The sequence below is a fragment of the Mesoterricola silvestris genome (assembly GCF_030295405.1).
Taxonomy (GTDB): Bacteria; Acidobacteriota; Holophagae; order Holophagales; family Holophagaceae; genus Mesoterricola; species Mesoterricola silvestris.
Map to the genome: position 1 here is coordinate 3,713,645 of NZ_AP027080.1, position 18,389 is coordinate 3,732,033.

18 protein-coding genes are annotated in these 18,389 nt (G+C 67.9%); 9 read left to right on the top strand and 9 right to left on the bottom strand.

Annotation, left to right across the window (positions count from 1 at the left end):
- Positions 1-4: 4 nt before the first annotated feature.
- From R2J76_RS16040 to R2J76_RS16050, 3 genes are all read right to left on the bottom strand, one after another.
- Complete coding sequence (locus R2J76_RS16040) at positions 5-859, bottom strand: CheR family methyltransferase (RefSeq protein ID WP_316412646.1); 855 nt, start codon at positions 857-859, stop codon at positions 5-7.
- Between the two features lie 66 nt (positions 860-925).
- Positions 926-1,306, bottom strand: coding sequence for a holo-ACP synthase (locus R2J76_RS16045; RefSeq protein WP_316412647.1), 381 nt, complete (start codon positions 1,304-1,306; stop codon positions 926-928).
- Entirely contained in the window at positions 1,303-1,803 is a 501-nt protein-coding gene (locus tag R2J76_RS16050; RefSeq protein WP_316412648.1) for a GNAT family N-acetyltransferase, read from the bottom strand. The genes R2J76_RS16045 and R2J76_RS16050 overlap by 4 nt, the downstream gene beginning before the upstream one ends.
- Before the next feature lie 139 nt (positions 1,804-1,942).
- Here R2J76_RS16050 and vorB point away from each other — a divergent pair, with 139 nt between their 5' ends.
- From vorB to R2J76_RS16075, 5 genes are all read left to right on the top strand, one after another.
- Complete coding sequence (gene vorB, locus R2J76_RS16055) at positions 1,943-3,343, top strand: 3-methyl-2-oxobutanoate dehydrogenase subunit VorB (RefSeq protein WP_316412649.1); 1,401 nt, start codon at positions 1,943-1,945, stop codon at positions 3,341-3,343.
- Positions 3,343-4,767 carry a 2-oxoacid:acceptor oxidoreductase family protein gene (locus R2J76_RS16060; RefSeq protein ID WP_316412650.1) on the top strand — a complete coding sequence of 475 codons (1,425 nt, stop codon included), beginning with the start codon at positions 3,343-3,345 and terminating at the stop codon, positions 4,765-4,767. The genes vorB and R2J76_RS16060 overlap by 1 nt, the downstream gene beginning before the upstream one ends.
- 70 nt (positions 4,768-4,837) lie before the next feature.
- A complete protein-coding gene (locus R2J76_RS16065) occupies positions 4,838-5,089 on the top strand; it encodes a hypothetical protein (RefSeq protein WP_316412651.1) in 252 nt (83 codons plus the stop codon).
- A gap of 101 nt (positions 5,090-5,190) precedes the next feature.
- Entirely contained in the window at positions 5,191-6,249 is a 1,059-nt protein-coding gene (locus tag R2J76_RS16070; RefSeq protein WP_316412652.1) for a sensor histidine kinase, read from the top strand.
- A 20-nt stretch (positions 6,250-6,269) separates the two neighbouring features.
- A complete protein-coding gene (locus R2J76_RS16075) occupies positions 6,270-7,010 on the top strand; it encodes a LytR/AlgR family response regulator transcription factor (RefSeq protein WP_316412653.1) in 741 nt (246 codons plus the stop codon).
- A gap of 287 nt (positions 7,011-7,297) precedes the next feature.
- Here R2J76_RS16075 and R2J76_RS16080 read toward each other — a convergent pair whose 3' ends face one another.
- Together R2J76_RS16080 and metK are read right to left on the bottom strand one after the other, a co-directional pair.
- A complete protein-coding gene (locus R2J76_RS16080; protein ID WP_316412654.1) occupies positions 7,298-7,867 on the bottom strand; it encodes a hypothetical protein in 570 nt (189 codons plus the stop codon).
- 114 nt (positions 7,868-7,981) lie between these two features.
- Positions 7,982-9,124 (bottom strand): methionine adenosyltransferase, encoded by a 1,143-nt coding sequence (metK, locus tag R2J76_RS16085; protein ID WP_316412655.1) that lies wholly within the window; start codon positions 9,122-9,124, stop codon positions 7,982-7,984.
- Positions 9,125-9,304: 180 nt separating this feature from the next.
- On the opposite strand from metK, the gene R2J76_RS16090 reads away from it, so the two are divergent.
- Positions 9,305-10,393 (top strand): coiled-coil domain-containing protein, encoded by a 1,089-nt coding sequence (locus R2J76_RS16090; protein WP_316412656.1) that lies wholly within the window; start codon positions 9,305-9,307, stop codon positions 10,391-10,393.
- Between the two features lie 666 nt (positions 10,394-11,059).
- A complete protein-coding gene (locus R2J76_RS16095) occupies positions 11,060-11,812 on the top strand; it encodes a CsgG/HfaB family protein (protein ID WP_316412657.1) in 753 nt (250 codons plus the stop codon).
- A 468-nt stretch (positions 11,813-12,280) separates the two neighbouring features.
- On the opposite strand, the gene R2J76_RS16100 is transcribed toward R2J76_RS16095, so the two are convergent.
- Together R2J76_RS16100 and R2J76_RS16105 are read right to left on the bottom strand one after the other, a co-directional pair.
- Complete coding sequence (locus tag R2J76_RS16100; RefSeq protein ID WP_316412658.1) at positions 12,281-12,682, bottom strand: phage holin family protein; 402 nt, start codon at positions 12,680-12,682, stop codon at positions 12,281-12,283.
- Positions 12,683-12,961: 279 nt separating this feature from the next.
- Positions 12,962-13,573: an LPP20 family lipoprotein gene (locus R2J76_RS16105; RefSeq protein WP_316412659.1), complete on the bottom strand. Its 612-nt coding sequence runs from the start codon at positions 13,571-13,573 to the stop codon at positions 12,962-12,964.
- Positions 13,574-13,767: 194 nt separating this feature from the next.
- Here R2J76_RS16105 and R2J76_RS16110 point away from each other — a divergent pair, with 194 nt between their 5' ends.
- A complete protein-coding gene (locus tag R2J76_RS16110) occupies positions 13,768-14,871 on the top strand; it encodes a hypothetical protein (protein WP_316412660.1) in 1,104 nt (367 codons plus the stop codon).
- Here the strand turns inward: R2J76_RS16110 and R2J76_RS16115 are convergent, their stop codons facing one another.
- Entirely contained in the window at positions 14,872-16,518 is a 1,647-nt protein-coding gene (locus tag R2J76_RS16115) for a serine/threonine-protein kinase (RefSeq protein WP_316412661.1), read from the bottom strand.
- A 110-nt stretch (positions 16,519-16,628) separates the two neighbouring features.
- Here R2J76_RS16115 and R2J76_RS16120 point away from each other — a divergent pair, with 110 nt between their 5' ends.
- The gene (locus tag R2J76_RS16120) at positions 16,629-17,090 is read left to right on the top strand and encodes a hypothetical protein (protein ID WP_316412662.1); all 462 of its coding nucleotides are present in this window, start codon (positions 16,629-16,631) and stop codon (positions 17,088-17,090) included.
- Between the two features lies 1 nt (position 17,091).
- Here the strand turns inward: R2J76_RS16120 and R2J76_RS16125 are convergent, their stop codons facing one another.
- Positions 17,092-18,384 (bottom strand): protoporphyrinogen/coproporphyrinogen oxidase, encoded by a 1,293-nt coding sequence (locus R2J76_RS16125; RefSeq protein ID WP_316412663.1) that lies wholly within the window; start codon positions 18,382-18,384, stop codon positions 17,092-17,094.
- Between the last annotated feature and the right edge of the window lie 5 nt (positions 18,385-18,389).

Below are 18,389 nucleotides of genomic sequence, written 5' to 3' on the forward strand. Positions count from 1 at the left end.
CGTGTCAGCGCTTCCTGTAGCCCATGGCCTTGCTGAAGTGAAGCAGCTCGAAGCCGACGTTGAAAGAGTGGATGGATTCGCTGTGACCCACAAGGAGAAAAGACTTGGGCTGCAGGACCTCGTGGAAGCCCTTGATGACCTTGCCCTTGACCGCCTCGTCGAAGTAGATGAGGACGTTCCGGCAGAAGATGACGTCGAAGGATCCCAGGCTCTTGTAGTTGGCGTAATCCACCAGGTTGAAGTTCCGGAAGCTGATGAGCTGCTGGAGCTCGGGCTTCACGAGGAAGCTGTCGGGCCCCTGCTGGTTGAAGTGCTGCTTGATCTGGGCGGGCGTGAGGTTGCGCAGGGTGTAGCTGCCGTAGTTCCCCTCCCGGGCCATGGCCAGCACCTTCTCGGAGATGTCCGTGGCGATGATCTCCACCTGCATGCCCCGCAGGAGGCCGTCCCGGGCCTCGGCGCAGATCATGGCCAGGGTGTAGGGCTCCTCCCCCGAGGAGCACGCCGCGGACCAGAGCCGGACGCGGTTGGCCCCCCGGGCCTTGGCGAGGGCCACGGCGTCGGGAAGGACGATCTTCTGGAAGGCCTCGATCTGGGGGGGGTTCCGCCAGAAGCTGGTCTCGTTGGTGGTGATCTCGTTGAAGAGCTGCTTCAGCTCCTCCTTGCCGGCGTGCCCCTGCAGGTGCCCCAGGTAGTCCCGGTGGCTGCCCATGTTGAGCTCCTGGATGCGCCGGTTCAGGCGGTTCTCCAGGAAGTACTGCTTGGACTCGTTGAAGAAGATCCCCGTCCTGGCGTAGATGAACTCCCGGATCGCCAGGAAGTCCTGGACGCTCATCTGGGGGCTGGTGGGGAGGGCGGTCATCGGGGTTCCGGTTGGGGCGTGGGGGAGGGTCCTATCATGCGGGATCGGCGGGAATGGCAAAAGGCATTAATCGCGGTCATCTTTCTTCTCGAGGATCACCACGGCGAAGGCGATCCCCCCGTCGTGGGTGACGCTGCCGTGGATGGGACCGATGCCCCGCTCCTGGATCATCCGGGCCAATTCTCCCTCGGCCCAGAGCTTTCCGTCCAGGAACCGGAGCTGCTTCCAGGACCAGCCGTCCAGGCCAACCCCCAGGGCCTTGCCGAAGGCCTCCCGCAGGGCCCAGCGGCCCGCGGCCCGTTCCGGGAGGCGCTGGCGGTTGCCCCGCAGCAGGTAGTCCGCCTCCTCCGGGCCCAGCACCCGCCGGAGGGCCTTCTCCCCGAAGCGGTCCAGGAGGTGGGCCCACCGGGTGGCGGGGCAGATGTCGGTGCCCAGGCCCAGGATCATGGGTTCCCCTCCAGATCGAGCATAAACCACTTATCGCACCCGTGGTGCCCCGTGGCCCCCAGGGGGCCGCAGATGGGCCTGAACCCGACCCGGGCGTAGAGCCGCATCGCCGCGTCCATGCCGGTGAGCGTCTCCAGGTAGCAGGCGCGGAATCCCAGTTCCCGGGCCCTGGCCAGGCAGGTGCGGATCATGCGCTCCCCCAGGCCCCGGCCCCGGGCCGCGGGCAGGAAGTACATCTTCCGCAGTTCGCACACGCCCTCGGGGCCGTCCTCCAGGGGCGCCACGCCGGCGCCGCCGGCCACCTTCCCCTCCACCTCCAGCACGAAGTAGGCCGCCCGTGGACCCGCGTAGGCGGAGGCCATGTGGTCGACCTCGGGATCATGGATGGCGAACCCGGGGCCGCCGGCTCCGAACTCGGGCATGACGGCGCGGATGATGGCCGCCACCGCCCCTTCATCGGCCGCACAGATGGGTCGGATCACGGAATCGGGAATCATGCGGGCTCCGGTCTACATCATGACAAAGGTGGCGTCCAAATGTGACCCCCTGCACTGGGGCCGCGTTTGATACTTCAGCGTCGAGTTGGCTAGATCCCTTAATTTCCAATACGTCCACCCTGCCCTGAGGAGTGTGAAAATGGCTCAGCTGAAGGAAAGACCCAAACCGTTCCTCTTGCCGGACTACTGCAAGGGCTGCGGCAGGTGCATCAGCGCCTGCGCCAAGCACTGCATCAGCTTCGACAAGGAGATCGACGCCGCCACGGGCTTCGTGCCGGTGGTCATCGACCTGGAAGCCTGCAACGCCTGCGGCCTGTGCATGGACGCCTGCCCCGAGCCCTACGGCCTGCGGGAGACCCCCCAGGACGTGGACTTCGAGCTCCAGGACCCCGCCAAGCTCTTCGGGAGCAAGAAGGCCCGGCCCGAGCCCAAGGCCATCCCCAACACCCTGATCCCCCTCCCGAAGACCGAGCCCCTGGTCATCAAGGGCAACTACGCCTCGGCCCTGGGCGCCCTGCTCGCGGGCTGCCGCCACGTCTTCGGCTACCCCATCACCCCCTCCACCGAGGGCGCCGAGCTCATGGCCAAGCTCCTTCCCAAGCTCGACGGCACCTTCCTGCAGGCCGTGAGCGAAGTGGCCACGGTCAACCACATGTACGGCTCCGGCGGCGCCGGCTACCCCTGCATGACCTTCACCTCGTCCCCGGGCTTCAGCCTCATGCTCGAGGGCGTCTCCTACATGATCGGCGCGGAGGTCCCCGGGGTCTTCGTGAACGTCATGCGCGGCGGCCCGGGCCTGGGCAACATCGCCCCCGAGCAGTCCGACGTCAAGCTCTGCTGCCGCGGCCTCGGCCACGGCAACACCCACGCCATCACCCTCATGCCCAGCACCCCCCAGGAGATGCTCGACCTGACCATGCTGGCCTTCGAGCTCACCTTCAAGTACCGCAGCCCCGTGGTCCTCCTGGGCGACGGCTACCTGGGCCAGATGACCGGCAAGGTCAACCTGCCCTCCGCCATGATCAAGCCGGGCATCCCCACCTGGGCCGTGAACGGCGACCCCGACCACCGCGGCAACCTCATCAGCTCCATCTACCTGAGCGAACACGACCTGGAGATGCACAACATCTACCTGAACGACAAGTACCGCCAGATGGAGGAGAACGAGACCCGCAGCGAGTCCTTCATGGCCGAGGACGCCGAGGTCCTCATCGTCGCCACCAACACCCCCGCCCGCGCCTCCAAGGGCGCCGTGCAGGACCTGCGCAGGCAGGGCATCAAGGCCGGCCTCTTCCGTCCCATCACGGTGTGGCCCTTCCCCGTCAACCAGCTCATGAAGGACCTGGCCCACGTCAAGCACATGGTCGTGGTGGAGGCCAGCAACGGCCAGCTCGAGGACGAGATCCGCCTGGCGCTCTCCAAGGCCGGGGTCACCAAGCTCCCCTCCATGACCCACGTCCGCCACTTCGGGGGCATGCTGCCCCAGCAGACCGAAGTCCTTGCCCACGTCAAAGCCATCATGGCGAAGGAGGTCCGCTAATGTCCGTCTTCTATGACAAGTTCGAGCGCCATTCCCAGGGCGCGGGCCTCAAGGGCAACTCCACCCACTACTGCCCCGGCTGCGGCCACGGGCTGGCCCACAAGTACCTGGCCGAGGCCATCGAGGAACTGGGCATCCAGGACAACACCGTGCTGGTGTCCCCCGTGGGCTGCTCCGTGTTCGCCTACTACTACTTCGACGTGGGCAACACCCAGGCCGCCCACGGCCGCGCCGCGGCCGTCGCCCTGGGCCACAAGCTCAGCAACCCCGAAGCCAACGTCATCAGCTACCAGGGCGACGGCGACCTGGCCTCCATCGGCCTGGCCGAGACGGTCTCGGCCGCGCAGCTCGGCGCCCCCATCACCGTCATCTTCATCAACAACGCCATCTACGGCATGACCGGCGGCCAGATGGCCCCCACCAGCCTCATGGGCCAGTCCACCGCCACCAGCCCCGACGGGCGGAGCATGTACAACGGCCAGCCCATGCGCATGGCCGAAGTCATCGCGGGCCTGGACGGCCCGGTGTACGTGGAGCGCGTGGCCCTCTTCGACGCCAAGAACCGGCGCCTGGCCAAGAAGGCCATCAAGAAGGCCGTGCAGTGCCAGGTGGAAGGCCGCGGCTACGCCTTCGTGGAAGTGCTGGCCGAGTGCCCCACCCACCTCAAGATGAGCCCCGAGGACACGGAGAAGTGGGTCAAGGAGTGCATGGTCCCCATCTACCCCCTGGGCGTGAAGAAGGACCTGGCCACCGAGAGCTGGTGGAAGCGGCCCGCCCCGAACTTCAAGGCCGAGGACTTCCTCCACGCCGTGGGCGCCTCCAGCGAGACCACCAACCGCCACTGCGAGACCTTCCCCACCCACCTGAACCCCACGGACATCTCCCTGAAGCTGGCCGGTTCCGGCGGCGACGGCGCCCAGACTGCGGCCATGCTCATCGCGCGCGCCGCCATCAACGAGGGCTTCGACGCCACCCACATCCCCAGCTACGGCCCCGAGAGCCGCGGCGGCACGTCCTACGCCGACGTGCACGTGGCCAAGGACGAGGTGCTCAACCCCGCCAGCCCGCACCCCGACGTGCTCATCGCCTTCAACGCCCCCAGCCTGGCCAAGTTCGGCCCCACCGTCGTCAAAGGCGGCACGATCATCTACGACAGCTCCATCGTCAAGGACGTGCCCCCGGGCCTGGATCCCGGCGTCAAGGTGGTGGGCGTGCCCTTCACGGAGATCGCCGTGGACCTGGGCAAGGCCGTGGTCAAGAACATCGTGGCCCTGGGCGCCCTCCAGGCGGCCACCGGCATCTTCCCCAAGGCGACCCTCACGGCCGCCATCAGCCAGATGCTCAAGGACAAGTGCGCCCTGATCCCCCTCAACGAGGAGGCCTTCGCCTGGGGCGTCAAGGCCGTGGAAGAACTGGGCAAGTAGCCCTTCAGCAGCCCCGGGGGGCGCGGCCGGATTTCCCGCCCGCGCCCCCCGTCCCTTTCCGGAGAGCCCCGTGGCCGAACCCATCCTCCTCACCGCCTCCGAACTGCGCATGATCACCACCCTCCGGGACATGCCCGAAAGCCCCCTGCGCACCCGCGTGGAAAGGCTCCTGGAGGACCTCCTGGCCTTCGCCCGGAACCCCCGGTGCCACGAGCTGCAGGCCGACGGCGTCCCCTGCGAGAATCCCGCCGCCGACTGCGACCAGTGCAAGGTCGTCCTGGACATGCTGGAAGCCATGGGGAAGAGGCTCCCCAGGGAGTGATCCCCGGGGCGCCGCCCCTCCCGGTGGCGTCCACCCCTGAAATCGGTTCCTTCGCCCCTCGGGGGCTTGTGGGAGTCCGGTTTGGCCACCACCATGAAGGCATGTTCAGGAAGCCTTCCCACGGTTTCATGTACGCCGGGATCTGGGCGCTCATGGGCCTCTACTACGCCACCTGGGACGTGGTGGCCTACCGCATGCCCTTCCTGTCCGTCCTGCCCATGAACCTCCTGCAGAACGCGGTGTGGGCCCTGGAAGGGCTCGTCATCATCCGCATCGCCGAGCGGTTCCCCATCACGTCCTTCTCCCGGAAGTCCCTGCCGGCCTGGATCATCAATCTGGGCGCGGGGTTCGTCCTGGCCTGCCTGGGGCTGGCCATCGCCTGGGTCATCTCCCTGGCCTTCCAGGAGCCGGCGATGCGGGCCAAGACCCTCCAGTGGCCCCTCGCCAACCTCCTGCGGTTCTTCTTCACCTACCTCCACTCCACCCTCATCCTCATGTGGGCGGTGCTGGGCGCCTACCATGGGCTCCTCCTCTACAAGGGGATGAAGGTGCGGGAGCTGGAGGCGGCCCAGCTGGAGGCCTCCCTCACCCTGGCCCGGAACCAGATGCTCCTGGCCCAGTTCCAGCCCCACTTCCTCTTCAACGCCCTGAACTCCATCTCCGCCCTCATCCACACCGACCCCCTGGCCGCGGACCGCATGGTGGCGAGGCTCGGCGACCTCCTGCGCCTCAACCTGGACGCCGAGGCCTCCCAGGAGCTGCCCCTGGAAAAGGAGATGGCGCTGGTGGACGCCTTCCTGGCCATCGAGAAGGTGCGCTTCCAGGACCGCCTGGAGGTGGAGGTGGACATCCCCGCCGACCTGGCCAAGGCCCCCGTCCCCAAATTCCTCCTGCAGCCCCTGGTGGAGAACGCCCTGAAGCACGGCCTGGCCCCCCGGGCGAGGCACGGCAAGCTGCTCATCCGCGCCACCCGGGAGGTGCCCTGGCTGGTCCTCGAGGTGCAGGACAACGGCGCGGGCTTCGAAGGCAGCCGCGAGGGCATCGGGTTGCGAAATACCCGGGCCAGGTTATTGATGCTTTATCACGAAAACCATCAATTGGAGATATTCTCCGTTCCGGATAAGGGGACCCGCGTGGTTGTGCGTATACCCCTTCATTGATCCCGAAGGCGGCCCCAACGATGATCCGGTCCCTGATAGTCGACGACGAGATGCTGGCCCGTCAGCGTCTGCGCCGGCTGCTGGGGGACCACCCGGACCTGGAAGTGGTGGGGGAGTGCTCCGACGGCCTGGAGGCCGTGAGGGACATCGAGGCCCTGCGCCCGGACCTGGTCTTCCTGGATATCCAGATGCCCGAGCTGGACGGGTTCGGGGTCATCGAGGAGGTGGGCCCGGACCGGATGCCCCCCACCCTCTTCGTCACCGCCTACGACCAGTTCGCCCTGAAGGCCTTCGAGGTCCACGCCCTGGACTACCTGCTCAAGCCCTTCGACCCCGAGCGTTTCGCCGCGGCCCTGGCCCGGGTGCGCACCTGGATCCAGGGCAGCCCGCGCCCCTCCCTGGAACCCATGCTCAAGCAGATCCAGGCGGACCGCCCCCCTCCGGACCGCCTCCTGATCAAGGAGGGCACCCGCTACGCCTTCGTGCGCCCCGCCACCATCCAGTGGGTGGAGGCCGAGGACAACTACGTGCGGCTCCACGTGGAGGGCACCAGCCACCTGGTGCGCCAGACCATGGGCGCCATGCTGGACAAGCTCAGCCCCAACCGCTTCCGCCGCATCCACCGCTCGGCCATCGTGAACCTGGACTTCATCCGCCACCTGGAACCCTGGACGGGGGGGGACTACCTGGTGACCATGAAGGACGGCAGCCAGCTGACCATGAGCCGGACCTACCGGAACCAGCTGGGCGAGTGGCTCTAGGTGCCGTGAAACCGTGATGAAGGGGCTGTTCCAGGTTGATCGGATCCCAGTTCATCCCATCCATCGGCGTTCATCCCGGTTTCCGCAGGGCTGACGCAGAGGTGGGTCGGAGCGCAGGTTACCCGACGGCCTTGACCGAAGGTGGCGACAACTCCCAGCGAAGTTCAAACGGGGATAAACAGGATCCAGGGGAAAGAGCAGGATAATGGACGCGTGGATTTCCGGGGTACATCGAAAAGCCCGCCCCTCCGGATCCATCCAGAGGAACGGGCAGGGCTGAACGCGAATCAGCGGGAGGCCACCACGGAAATCGTGGCCACCCCCTGGCCGGACCCCCACGCCCGGCTGACGAACTTGGCCCTCTCGGGCAGGATCACGCCCACCGTGCCGATCATCTGGTCGGTGACCAGCAGGTTGTTCCCCGTGGCTTCGCCGATGGCGAAGACGGCGCCCTGGGTCATGGCCTTGGGGGTGGTGGCGATGGTGGGGATGCCCTTGTATGCCAGGCGGTTCACCACCACGGTGGCGTCGAAGGCGCCGTCCCATACCAGGCGGTCATGGGGCAGCAGCACCAGGTAGTCGGGGCGCACCCGGTCGGTGAGGAGGGTGTGGGCCTTCTCGATGTCGAACCGGGACCGGGTGTCCAGGACCGTGATGCGGCTGCCTTCGCCGGCGGCTTCGGCCAGGGCCTGGATATCGCCGCTGGAGCGGCTGTAGTCCGCCACCACCGCGAGGTGGGTCTTGGCGGGCCAGGTGGAATGGGCGACCTCCATGAGGGGGCCGAAATCGGTGGCCTGGGCGGCGAAACCCGCCAGGGTCATGGCGGCGATGCCGGATAGTTGGACCAAGGTGCGCATGCTACCTCCTCCTGGTTGGGACGGGATCGTTCCCGTGCGAACCAAGATTCGGGCATTTCCGGGGGGCTCCCAGGGGTCTGGGGCGAACCCGGCGCTGGCGGGGGCGAAGACCTCCTAGCGCGCGGCGGACCGCAGGGCGTCCGCCTTGTCGGTGCGCTCCCAGCTGAAGCCGTCCCGGCCGAAGTGACCGTAGGCGGCGGTGGGGAGGTAGATGGGCCGGCGCAGGTCCAGGGTCTCGATCATGGCCTTGGGGGTGCAGCTGAAGACCTCCCGCACGGCCCGGACGATGGCGGCGTCGCTCACCGTCCCCGTGCCGTAGGTCTCCACGGCGATGGACACCGGCTCTGCCACGCCGATGGCGTAGGCCAGCTGGATCTCGCAGGTGCGGGCCAGGCCCGCGGCGACGATGTTCTTGGCGATGTACCGTCCCATGTAGGCCGCGGACCGGTCCACCTTGGAGGGATCCTTGCCGGAGAAGGCGCCGCCGCCGTGGTGGCCGCTGCCCCCGTACGAATCCACGATGATCTTGCGGCCCGTGAGCCCCGTGTCGCCCATGGGGCCGCCGATGACGAAACGGCCGGTGGGGTTCACGTGGTAGATCGTGTCCGCGTCCAGGTACTGGGCGGGGAGGGCGGCCTGGATGACCTCCTTGATGATCCGCTCCCGGATCTCCTTGTTCCCCGCGGATTCCGCGTGCTGGGTGGAGATGACGACCGTGTGGATGCGGGCCACGCTGCGCCCGTCGTACTCCACGGTCACCTGGGACTTGCCGTCGGGCTGGAGCCAGGGGATCTGCTGGCTCTTGCGGACCTCGGCGAGGCGGCGGGTCAGGGCATGGGCGAAGTGGATGGGGGCCGGCATGAGTTCCGGCGTCTCGTCCGTGGCGTAGCCGAACATGAGGCCCTGGTCCCCGGCCCCCCCCGCGTCCACGCCCATGGCGATGTCCGGGCTCTGCTGGTCGAGGGTGACCATGACAGCGCAGGTGTTGCAGTCGAAGCCCTTGATGCTGTGGTCGTAGCCGATGCCCTTCACCGTGTCCCGGGCCAGCTGCGCCACCGGGATGTAGCACTCGGTGGTGATCTCCCCGGCCACCAGGATCAACCCGGTGGTGACCAGGGTCTCGCAGGCCACGCGGCTGCGGGGGTCCCCCCGCAGGGCGGCGTCCAGCACCGCGTCGGAAATCTGGTCGGCGATCTTGTCGGGATGGCCTTCCGTGACGCTTTCGGATGTGAAAAGGGCCCTGGAATCAGCTGACATGACGCCTCCGCCGCGATGGGAGAATAATGCTACCAGCAAACGGCGGGGCCCCTTCCTTGCCACCCGGACCAAGGCTGGCTATTCTGACGGGGCTAACCCACCCCCCGGCAACTCAACCATGGAGCTTTTATGAACGCCTCTCGAATAGCACGTTTCCTGTTCGGAGCCCTGGCCGTCGCCATGCTGACGGTATCCCCTGCGTGCAAGAAGACGGGCGAGGACAAGGAGATCAACGAACTCTCCCAGAAGGCCGCGGAACTGGACAAGATGAGCCAGAAGGCCAACGTGGCGGGCTCGGAGCAGACCCGAAACCTGAAGGCCGCCGGCGTCAACGATATCCGCCCCAACGCCGAGACCCTCCAGCTGACGCCCGAGCAGAAGAGCGCCCTGGAAGAGCGCATCAAGGCCGAGAAGAACAGCTCGTACCAGGCCCTGCTCCAGGAGGTCCTGGACAAGGACAAGGAGATCAAGGACCTCAACGAGAAGATCGCCAAGCTCCGGTCCGTGCTGCCCAAGCCCGATATCGCCAAGGCCAACGACAGCCATTACGGCATGGCCATGCGCTTCCTCAAGCGCAAGGGCGTGAGCGAGGAGAAGGCCAAACAGCTCATCAGCCGCGTGCTGATCATGGACAAGATGGCCGCCGGCTTCGAGGTCTACCACTTCTATAACAATGGCGTCTACGGCAGCTGGGTCTCCCAGGGCAAGGCCCACATCTCCCCCACCGAGCTGCAGGCCGAGGAGAAGGCCAAGATCGAAGGCGAGCGCGACGTGGCCCAGGCCGATTCCGCCAAGAAGACCGAGGAACTCACGGACCTCTCCGCCCAGAAGGCGAAGCTCCTGGCCGACATCGAGGGCCTCCAGGGCGAGAAGACCAAGATGATCAAGGAGCTGGAGAGCCTGAACAGCAGCAACGAAGCCGCCAAGGCCAAGCTCAATTCCCTCCACTACGTGGTGGGCGACCGCAAGGCCCTGGAAAAGGACGGCGTCGTGGTGGTTCCCATCTTCGCCAAGGACCGCGCCGGCTCCAACTGGGCCGACGGCGTGTTCACCAAGTCCCTGGACCTGCGCTCCACCGACACCATCACCATCACGGCCGCCGAAGTGGGCCTGAAGAAGATCGGCAAGGTCAGCGTCATCCCCGGCTCCATCGAGCGCGACAAGCACTTCACCCTCACCATCGCCGAGGACAAGTCCACCGCGGTCATCAAGCTCATCAACAAGGAACGCTTCAAGAACGAGAAGGTCGTCTTCGCCGTCACCGACTAGGACGCGCCGCCTTCCATGGAACGGCCCCCGCGAGGGGGCTTTTCCATGGTCGGGACCTCGGCCCCCTCGGGCCTGCCCTGCCGGGGGCTGCGGGTTTGGGCGGGGTTGTTCCGGGGGGAAGGGGCGGCCCATGGGGTCCCGATCCGGCGCGCCGACTCAACGGTAGCGCTCGCACAGCAGCAAGCTGCTGTGCGAGCGCTGGCCGTTGTCCATGGGGAGAGGTGAATGCGGGAGGGGGGCGCGCGCCTTTGGCAACCGGGCCAGGATGCTTCGACCTGGCAGCCGAGTGCTTTTGCCGAGACTCCCCATCCGCCTCCGGGGCCCACCATCCTGGCAGGCAGGGTCAAGGTTCCCCCCCCTGACTCCACCACCTGAATCCATTGGATAACGGGCAGCGCTCGCACAGCAGCTTGCTGCTGTGCGAGCGCTACCGTTGAGTCGGCGCGCCGGATCGGGACCGCATGGGCCGACCCCTCCCATGGGAACCTCGCCGTCGAAACACGCAGCCCCCGGCAGGGCATGCCTGGGCCGACCGAACCATCCAAACCTCCGGCTCCCCCCCCTCGGCATGCCGCCCCCCCATCCAATTTTCCCGGCCCCGACGCCTAGGTTTTTTCCGGGCGGTGGGTATACTCGGATTGGTAAACCCAAGAAATGGAGGATCCCGTGGTGACACGTCGAATGTTCGCGCTTTGCGCACTTTGCCTGCTCGCCTTGGCGCCCGCGGTTGCGGTGGTGCCCAAGAAGGACCGGCCCCGCGTCATCGTCGCCCCCTTCCCCGTGGCCAAGGGCGCCTATGAGGGTTGGGGGGGCTGGGGTTACGGTTATGTCGGGGGGGAGACGCGCATCAGCGACGTGCTCCAGGATCTGTGCGTCACGACCCTCATCGAGGAGGGGAGCGACAAGGTGCGGGTCATGGACCGGACGCGCCTGGACGAGGTGCTGGCCGAGCAGAAGCTGAACGCCAGCGGCCTGGTGGAGGAATCGGACGATCCCGCCGACCAGAAGAAGGTCGCCAAGATGGGCAAGCTCCTGGGCGTGCGCTGGATGATCACGGGCAAGGTGACGCGCTTCGCCTACAAGAAGAGCGGATTCGGCACCGGCTGGGCCGCGGGCGCCCTGGTGAGCAAGCTCACCGGCAGCGGCATCGCCGGGGGCGTGGCCGGCGACATCCACGTGCAGAAGGCCACCCTCACCGGCCGCCTGGATATGAAGCTCATCGACGTGCAGACCGCCGAGATCGTGGCCGTGGCCCACGACGAATCCACCGTCAAGGACATGGGCGTCAAGGTCGCCGGCACCGGCAACCAGCTCCAGTTCGACCAGACCATGGTCAACCAGATCTTCGAGCCCATCATCCAGAAGCTGGCCAAACAAATGCTGAAAAAGATCACGGTCGCCCAGGCGGACGCGGACTGAAGGGGGACGCGCCGGTTCTGACGGGCGCCAGGGATTCCTTGACGCAGGCAAGCTGCGTCAAGGGAGGGATTGCGTCGTTGGATGTGGGAACGTGTTCGCACGCTCCGGCTTCGATGGAGGCCGGGTGGATGCGGGAAGAGCGGGGCTCCCCGGGGGGGCCTGGGGGGTTTAGGTACGCTTCAAGTGTTCCGGCGTGGAAGGGGCACGCGCCGACGTTGATTTGTCGGGGGGTATCGATCCGGTGCGCGATGTCGCTTGAACCGATCAGCGTCGGCGGGGATCCCGTTCCGCCCGGATCCACTCGAAGCGTGGCCCTGAAGTCCCAGGCCCACCGGAAGGGCTCGATGATCCCCAGTCCCAACCCTTGGGGGAATCCGGAAGGTGCAACCCGACCCTATCGTCCCCTCCCGAATCCAACGAGGCCGGCTTGTCCGGCCGAGTAACCGGGGCGGAAGTCCGGGACACGTTCTAATTGATGATTTTGATGCGCCTGGGACCTTCCGGGCGGCCCTTGTCTTCCTTGCCGATGAGGACGGTCTCCAGGACGGTGGCGCAGATGCTGGAGACCAGGGCCCCGAAGAAGCCCGCCCAGAATCCCGAAACCCGGAAATCCAGGCCCAGGCCCGTGGCCACCCAGCTCGCGGCCCAGAACACCAGCCCGTTGATGAAGAGCCCCAGGCAGCCCAGGCTGCACGCCAGCGGCACGAAGGCCACGAACCGCAGCAGCATCCCCAGCGTCGCGTTCAACGCCCCCAGGATGACCGCCACCGCCACCAGGTCGATGAAGGCCCCGTGATGGATCCCCCTCACGAAGTACGATGCGACGAGCAACCCCACCGCCGAAAACAGGAATCGAAGCAACGTCCTCACAAGCCGTCTCCTCCCCCCATTCTATCCTTACCCCACGCCGGAGATGGCGAGCCACCCAAACCAGTCAGCGTCGGCGCCCCCACACATCCATCCCCCACGACTCGCAGCGTGCCCCCCCGACCCTAGGCCCACCCGGGGAGCCCACCGCCCACCCACACCTCTTCCTCCCCCGAAGCCGGAGCGTGCCAACACCCCCGCCCCCCTCGTGCCGGGCTATCCGCTGACGCAGCTTGCCTGCGTCAGCGAATCCCTGACGCAGGTCCGGAACCCGTACTCCCCCTAATGCTGGTTGGGTTCGCTAGCCGCGATGGCCGCGTCCAGCTTGTCCAGCGCCGCGTTGAGGCTCTGCTCGCCCTGGGCGATCTCCTTGCGGATCTGGCTCTGGGCCGCGCCGGCCAGGGCGCGGTCCATGGTCTCCTTGGTCATGACCACGAAGACGTAGAGGTTGCCGTCGGAGGGGTCGTTCCAGTAGTTGCGGGTGGTGGTGCCGGCGAGTTCCTGGTCCACCAGCTGGCGGGTGACGTTCTCGATGACCCGGTTCATGACGTCGGTCTTGATGGGCTTCTTGGTGTTGTCGGCCGCGGCGGTGGTGACCTGCTGGTTGAGCTGGCTGAACATGTTCTGCACGCGGACCTTGAGCTTCCCGGCCAGCTTGGTGCGGGCGTCGGCGACGGCCACGGTGCGCATCATGGACTTGTCGCCCATGGGATTGGGCTGGGCGATGCCCACGGCGGCGAGGCCGTCGGGGATCTCCTCGTTGTCGATCCAGCTGGGGGCGTTCTTGGTCTGGGTGGTGGTCACGGGCACCTTGTTGGGTTCGGTCTTGGGGCCGCCGCAGGCCACCAGGCCGGCCATGGCCAGGCCCACGGGGAGGTATCGGGAAAGACGCATGGGGACTCCTTGGAGGGGAATGGGGGTGGACAGGTTCCTGAAGGTGCTCCCAGGGTGGGGCCGGAACGACCCGCGCGCCAGGAAGATTCGTACGCCGACGGCATTGTGCTGCAAACCATAAGCTGGCATATTTGCGGCATCAATCCTAGCATCTTTTCGCGAACGCCGAATGCCCCGCCCTAGGAGAAATCAACATGAAGATCGGAATCCTTCTTCTCGCTGGCCTTTGTTCCGGCGCCGGGTGGGCGCAGGCCCCCACGATCCGGCAGGGGCTCGTGAAACCCATGTGGATCACGGCCCTCCCCGACCAGGCCGGGCGGGTCTACGCCATGGGCCTGGCCCCCGTGGCGCCCAGCGAGGCCCAGGCCCTCACCCAGGCCTCCCAGAACGCCCGGGGCGAGGTGCTGAGCCGGCTCCGGGCCAGCGTCAAGTCCGAGACCAACGTCTCCACCAAGGCCACCATGACGCGGCAGACCGGGGGCCCCCTCACGGGCACCTCGGAACAGCAGGTCGGCCAGAACACCAGCATCCAGGCCTCGGCCACGGAACTGCCCGGGCTTTCCGTGGAGGAGACCTGGGTGGACGTGAAGGGGGCCACGGCCTACGCCCTGGCGTACCTGGACGTGCCCGTGGCCGAGCGCGAGCTCAGGGCCCGGTTCACGGCCCAGAAGAACGATCTCTTCCAGGAATCCGAGACCCCGGGCGCCCCCCGGGAGCGCCTGCGCCAGCTCAATCGCCTCAAGAACGCCCAGGTGGAGCTGGCCAAGCTGGACGACATGGCGGCGCTCCTGGCCGCCGGCGGGGGGGATCCCCGCCTCCGGGGCGATATCCGCGCCGGAAAGCTGGCCGTGGATCGCCAGATGGACCAGCTGCGGGGTTCGCTCACCCTGAGCCTGGAAGGGGGCGCCGGGGCCAGCCAGATCGCGGCCATCCTGCGCAACGCCGCCCTCAGGACCGGCCTGGGCTGGGCCGAGCGCAACGGCGAATTCCAGCTGGTGCTGGACTACCGCTCCGACGCCAGGACCGCCAAGGTGGACGTGTCCCACGCCCAGTGGAACGGATGGTGGCGGGGCGGCTGGGTCAGCCACACCACCACCAAGGACACCGGCATCATCGTGGCCCGGGGCGTCCTCTCCATCACCCTCCGGGACCGCGCCGGCACGGAGTACGAATCCGTGGAGATCGAGGCCAAGGGCCTGGGCGTCTCCGATTTCCAGGCCGAGAACCGCCTGAAGCAGGACTTCCGGGAGAAGGTCGAGCGCACCTTCACCAAGTGGCTGGAGAACCTCGTGAAGTAGCTACAGCCCCGCGAGGATCTTGGCCATCACATCATCCGGCAGGATCCCGGCGGGGGGCTTGGCCTTGCGGAGCCGGCTCTCCTGGGCCAGGGCCTCCCGGAACGCGGGGGCCGCGGCGAGCATTTTCTTGACGGTGACGCCCGAAGCCGCGGCCCGGGAGAGGGCGCGCTCGAAGTCCCAGGCGTTCCCGCTCCGGTAGAGGGCCGCGAGGTACAGGCCCTGCACCTCGGCATTGCCGGGCTCGTTGGCGGCCAGGGTCCGGGCCTGCGCCGCGGCCTGGCGGGGATCCGCGTTCAGCAGGGCCGCGACGGCCTTGGCGCCGGTGGCCTCGGGTTTCGGGGGTTCGGGTTTGGCCGGGGCGGGCTTCACGGGCTCGGGCCTGGGGGGCTCCGCCTTAACGGCCTCAGCCTTGACGGGAACGGGCCGCGATTCGACCTGGGCCGCGGGCACGGGCCGGGGCGCCTCGGCCTGGGGGGCGGGAGCGGGGGCCGGGGGGGCGGCCTCGGCCCGGGGCGGGGCCTGGACGGGGGGCGGCGCTTCGGGCGCGGGCGCGGCCTTGGGGCGCAGGGCCAGGTAGCCCCCGCCGGCCAGGACCGCCAGGGCCGCGGCCCCCGCGGCGGCGAAGAGGCCGGTGCGGCCCCCGCCCTTCCCCGCCGGGACCGGCGCGAGGACCGCGGTGCCTTCGGCCGGCGCCACCCGCTCCACGACCGTGGGCGGGGCCTGGCGCGGCACGAGCCGGGTGTCGTCGGAGGGCGGCGGCGGGGCCTGGGCCAGGGCCTCCTGGTGCTTCGTGATCATGGCGGTGGCCTCGTCCAGGGTGCCGGTCCAGCTAGGGTCCTTGCAGGCCCGCAGGGCCTTGGCGAAGTCGTCCGCGGTCTGGAAGCGGTCCCCGGGCTCCTTGGAAAGGGCCTTGTCCAGGACGTTCCGGATGCTGGGGCTGATGCCGTGGATGGCGCTCAGGTCGATGGGGGGGGCGGTCTCGGAGACGATCTTGAAGAGGATGGTGGTGGTGTTGTCCCCGGCGAAGGGCTTGCGCCCCGTGAGGCACTCGTAGAGCATCACGCCCACGGCGAAGAGATCGGACTGGGTCGTGGCGTGGCCGCTGCGGATGTACTCGGGCGCCATGTAGCTGACGGTGCCCATGACGATGCCGGTGGCGGTCATGTTGCTGTCCTCCACCCGCGCGATGCCGAAGTCCATGACCTTGGCCTGGAGGTGCTTGCCGTCCCGGATGACCCGCACGTTGGCGGGCTTGATGTCCCGGTGGATGATGCCGTTGCGGTGGGCGTGGCTGAGGCCGTCGCACACCTGGGCCAGCACCTCCAGGAACTGGGAGTGGGACAGGGCCTGGTGCTTGATGACGTCGTCCAGGTCGTCGCCCTTCACGAACTCCATCACCAGGTAGAACGTGTCGCCGTCCTTGTCGAAATCGAAGATGGTCACCAGGTTGGGGTGGCTCAGCTTGCCGGCGGCCTCCGCTTCGCGGCGGAACCGGCCCTCGGCCTCCTCCCCCTTGGCCACGTTGGCGAGGATGGTCTTGATGGCCACCTCCCGGCCGATGGCCGCCTGCCGGGCGAGGAACACTTCGCCCATGGCCCCCGAACCGAGGGAGCGGATTATTTCATACTTGCCGATGGTCTTGGCCATGGTTTTCCCATAGGAGGATCGAATTCATCATACATGGGTCGGGTCCTTCCGCCCCGGGGGTTAATGTAGGACAATCGGGTTTTCAGGCCCATCCCAGCGCGAGGTAGGAAATGCCCCATTTCGATACGTTCAATCTGCTCCGGAGCCTCCACGTCATCGCCTTCGCCCTGGCCGGAGGCTCGGCTGCCGTGATCCTGCTCCTGGTGGGCTTCGAGGAAAGCCGCGAGGACCTCCAGGGCCTCACCTCCGTCCTGTGGAAGCGCACGGCCGCCTGGGGCTTCCGCATCGCCCTGCTCCTGGGCCTCGCGCTCCTGGGGATGAAGTTCAAGGCCGGGGCCGAGCCCTTCCAGGCCCTCTACCTCCACTGGAAGCTGGTCCTGGTGCTCCTGGTGATGATGTTCTCCGAGATGAGCCCCAAGGCCCTGGCCACCCGCAAGCGCGGCGCGCCCCTGCTGGCCTTCGTGCTGTTCCTGCTCACGGTGTTCGTGAGCGTGAACCACGACGCCTTCGGCTTCAAGGCCCCCAAGACGAACCTGGGCTCCTACTCGGGGACCCTGGAAAAGGGCAAGTAGTTCAGAGCGTTTCCAGCCAGGGCTCCAGGCCCTCGATGACGTCCCGCACGCCCGGTCCGAACCGGGCGTTGCTCAGCCAGTGCAGGCCCTGGGGCAGGCCCTCCAGGGCCCGGCGCACGCGGCCGCGGTGGCCCTTCTCGGCCCGGGGGATGGCGTTGGGGCTGATCTCCTCCCGGGTCTGGAAGGCCTCGGAAAGCTCGGGCACCCAGTGGCGGAGCCGGCCCAGGGTCCAGGCCCAGTCCTTGGGGGTGGCGGGGTCGGGGTCGCCCCACAGCTGCGAATCGCCGATGAAGCTGCGCAGCTGCATGCGGTCCCCGGGGGCGCAGCCGGCGTCGATCCAGCTGGGCACCAGGGAGCCCAGGTAGGGGCGGCCCTCCTTGGGGTGGATGAGGAAGCCGAAGCCGTCCTTGAAGGGGGCCAGGTTCGCGTGGCGGCTGTGCCAGAGCTTCACGGAGGTGTAGGGGATCTCCGAGAGGGCCCGGGCGGAGGTCTCCGCGTGGGGCGCCAGGAGCCGCGCGGCCTCGAAGGCGGGCAGCGCCAGGATGACCCGGTCGGCCACGCGCTCCAGGCCCTGGCCCTTCACCCGCCACGTGCCGTCGGCGGCGCGTTCCAGGGACTCGGCCCGCAGGCCCGTCTTCACCGCCGCCAGGCGCGAGGCGACGCGCAGGGGCAGGCTGCCCATGCCGCCCTCGGGCACCTGCAGGTGGCTGACGCCGCTCTTCATGATGCCCTGCAGGAGGCTGCCGTAGGACTCCCACTGGCGCAGCTTGGGGATGGCGTCCACGCTCAGGAGCTCGGCGGGGGAAGCCAGGATGCCGGCCACCATGGGCGGCAGCAGTTCGGTGGCGATGCCGGGGCCGGCGCGGCGGGCCATGAATTCCGAAAGGCCCTCCTCGGGCTCCTCGGGGCCCACGGGCATGAAGGGCTCGAAGCACATGCGGAACTTGGTGGACCAGGACATGAGGGGGGTGCCGAAAAGGCCCACGGGATGCGCGGGCACGGGCACCAGCCGGCCCCCGGTGCCCACCCACCGCGCGCCCTTGCCGGGGCTCTTGAGGGGCAGGTCCAGGGCCTTGAAGAGGGCGTCGGTGCGGCTTCCCGGGGTCACCAGGACCCCCTGGGGGCCCCGCTCGATGCGCCCGGGGCGGCCGTCCTCGGCGGTCCAGGGGAGGGTCTTCACCCAGCCGCCCACGGCCTCCTCGGCCTCCCAAACCTCCGCGGCCTCGCCCCGCTCCTGCAGGTAGTACGCCGCCAGCAGTCCGGTGATGCCTCCGCCCAGGATCAAGGTGGTCATGGATG

Bases quoted from the DNA above. Each gene is read 5' to 3' on its own strand.
- R2J76_RS16120 (WP_316412662.1), top strand. From the start codon at position 16,629: ATGCCCCATTTCGATACGTTCAATCTGCTCCGGAGCCTCCACGTCATC.
- R2J76_RS16040 (WP_316412646.1), bottom strand. From the start codon at position 859: ATGACCGCCCTCCCCACCAGCCCCCAGATGAGCGTCCAGGACTTCCTG.
- metK (WP_316412655.1), bottom strand. From the start codon at position 9,124: ATGTCAGCTGATTCCAGGGCCCTTTTCACATCCGAAAGCGTCACGGAA.
- R2J76_RS16045 (WP_316412647.1), bottom strand. From the start codon at position 1,306: ATGATCCTGGGCCTGGGCACCGACATCTGCCCCGCCACCCGGTGGGCC.
- R2J76_RS16110 (WP_316412660.1), top strand. From the start codon at position 13,768: ATGAAGATCGGAATCCTTCTTCTCGCTGGCCTTTGTTCCGGCGCCGGG.
- vorB (WP_316412649.1), top strand. From the start codon at position 1,943: ATGGCTCAGCTGAAGGAAAGACCCAAACCGTTCCTCTTGCCGGACTAC.
- R2J76_RS16125 (WP_316412663.1), bottom strand. From the start codon at position 18,384: ATGACCACCTTGATCCTGGGCGGAGGCATCACCGGACTGCTGGCGGCG.
- R2J76_RS16050 (WP_316412648.1), bottom strand. From the start codon at position 1,803: ATGATTCCCGATTCCGTGATCCGACCCATCTGTGCGGCCGATGAAGGG.
- R2J76_RS16070 (WP_316412652.1), top strand. From the start codon at position 5,191: ATGTTCAGGAAGCCTTCCCACGGTTTCATGTACGCCGGGATCTGGGCG.
- R2J76_RS16115 (WP_316412661.1), bottom strand. From the start codon at position 16,518: ATGGCCAAGACCATCGGCAAGTATGAAATAATCCGCTCCCTCGGTTCG.
- R2J76_RS16060 (WP_316412650.1), top strand. From the start codon at position 3,343: ATGTCCGTCTTCTATGACAAGTTCGAGCGCCATTCCCAGGGCGCGGGC.
- R2J76_RS16090 (WP_316412656.1), top strand. From the start codon at position 9,305: ATGCTGACGGTATCCCCTGCGTGCAAGAAGACGGGCGAGGACAAGGAG.
- R2J76_RS16080 (WP_316412654.1), bottom strand. From the start codon at position 7,867: ATGCGCACCTTGGTCCAACTATCCGGCATCGCCGCCATGACCCTGGCG.
- R2J76_RS16075 (WP_316412653.1), top strand. From the start codon at position 6,270: ATGATCCGGTCCCTGATAGTCGACGACGAGATGCTGGCCCGTCAGCGT.
- R2J76_RS16105 (WP_316412659.1), bottom strand. From the start codon at position 13,573: ATGCGTCTTTCCCGATACCTCCCCGTGGGCCTGGCCATGGCCGGCCTG.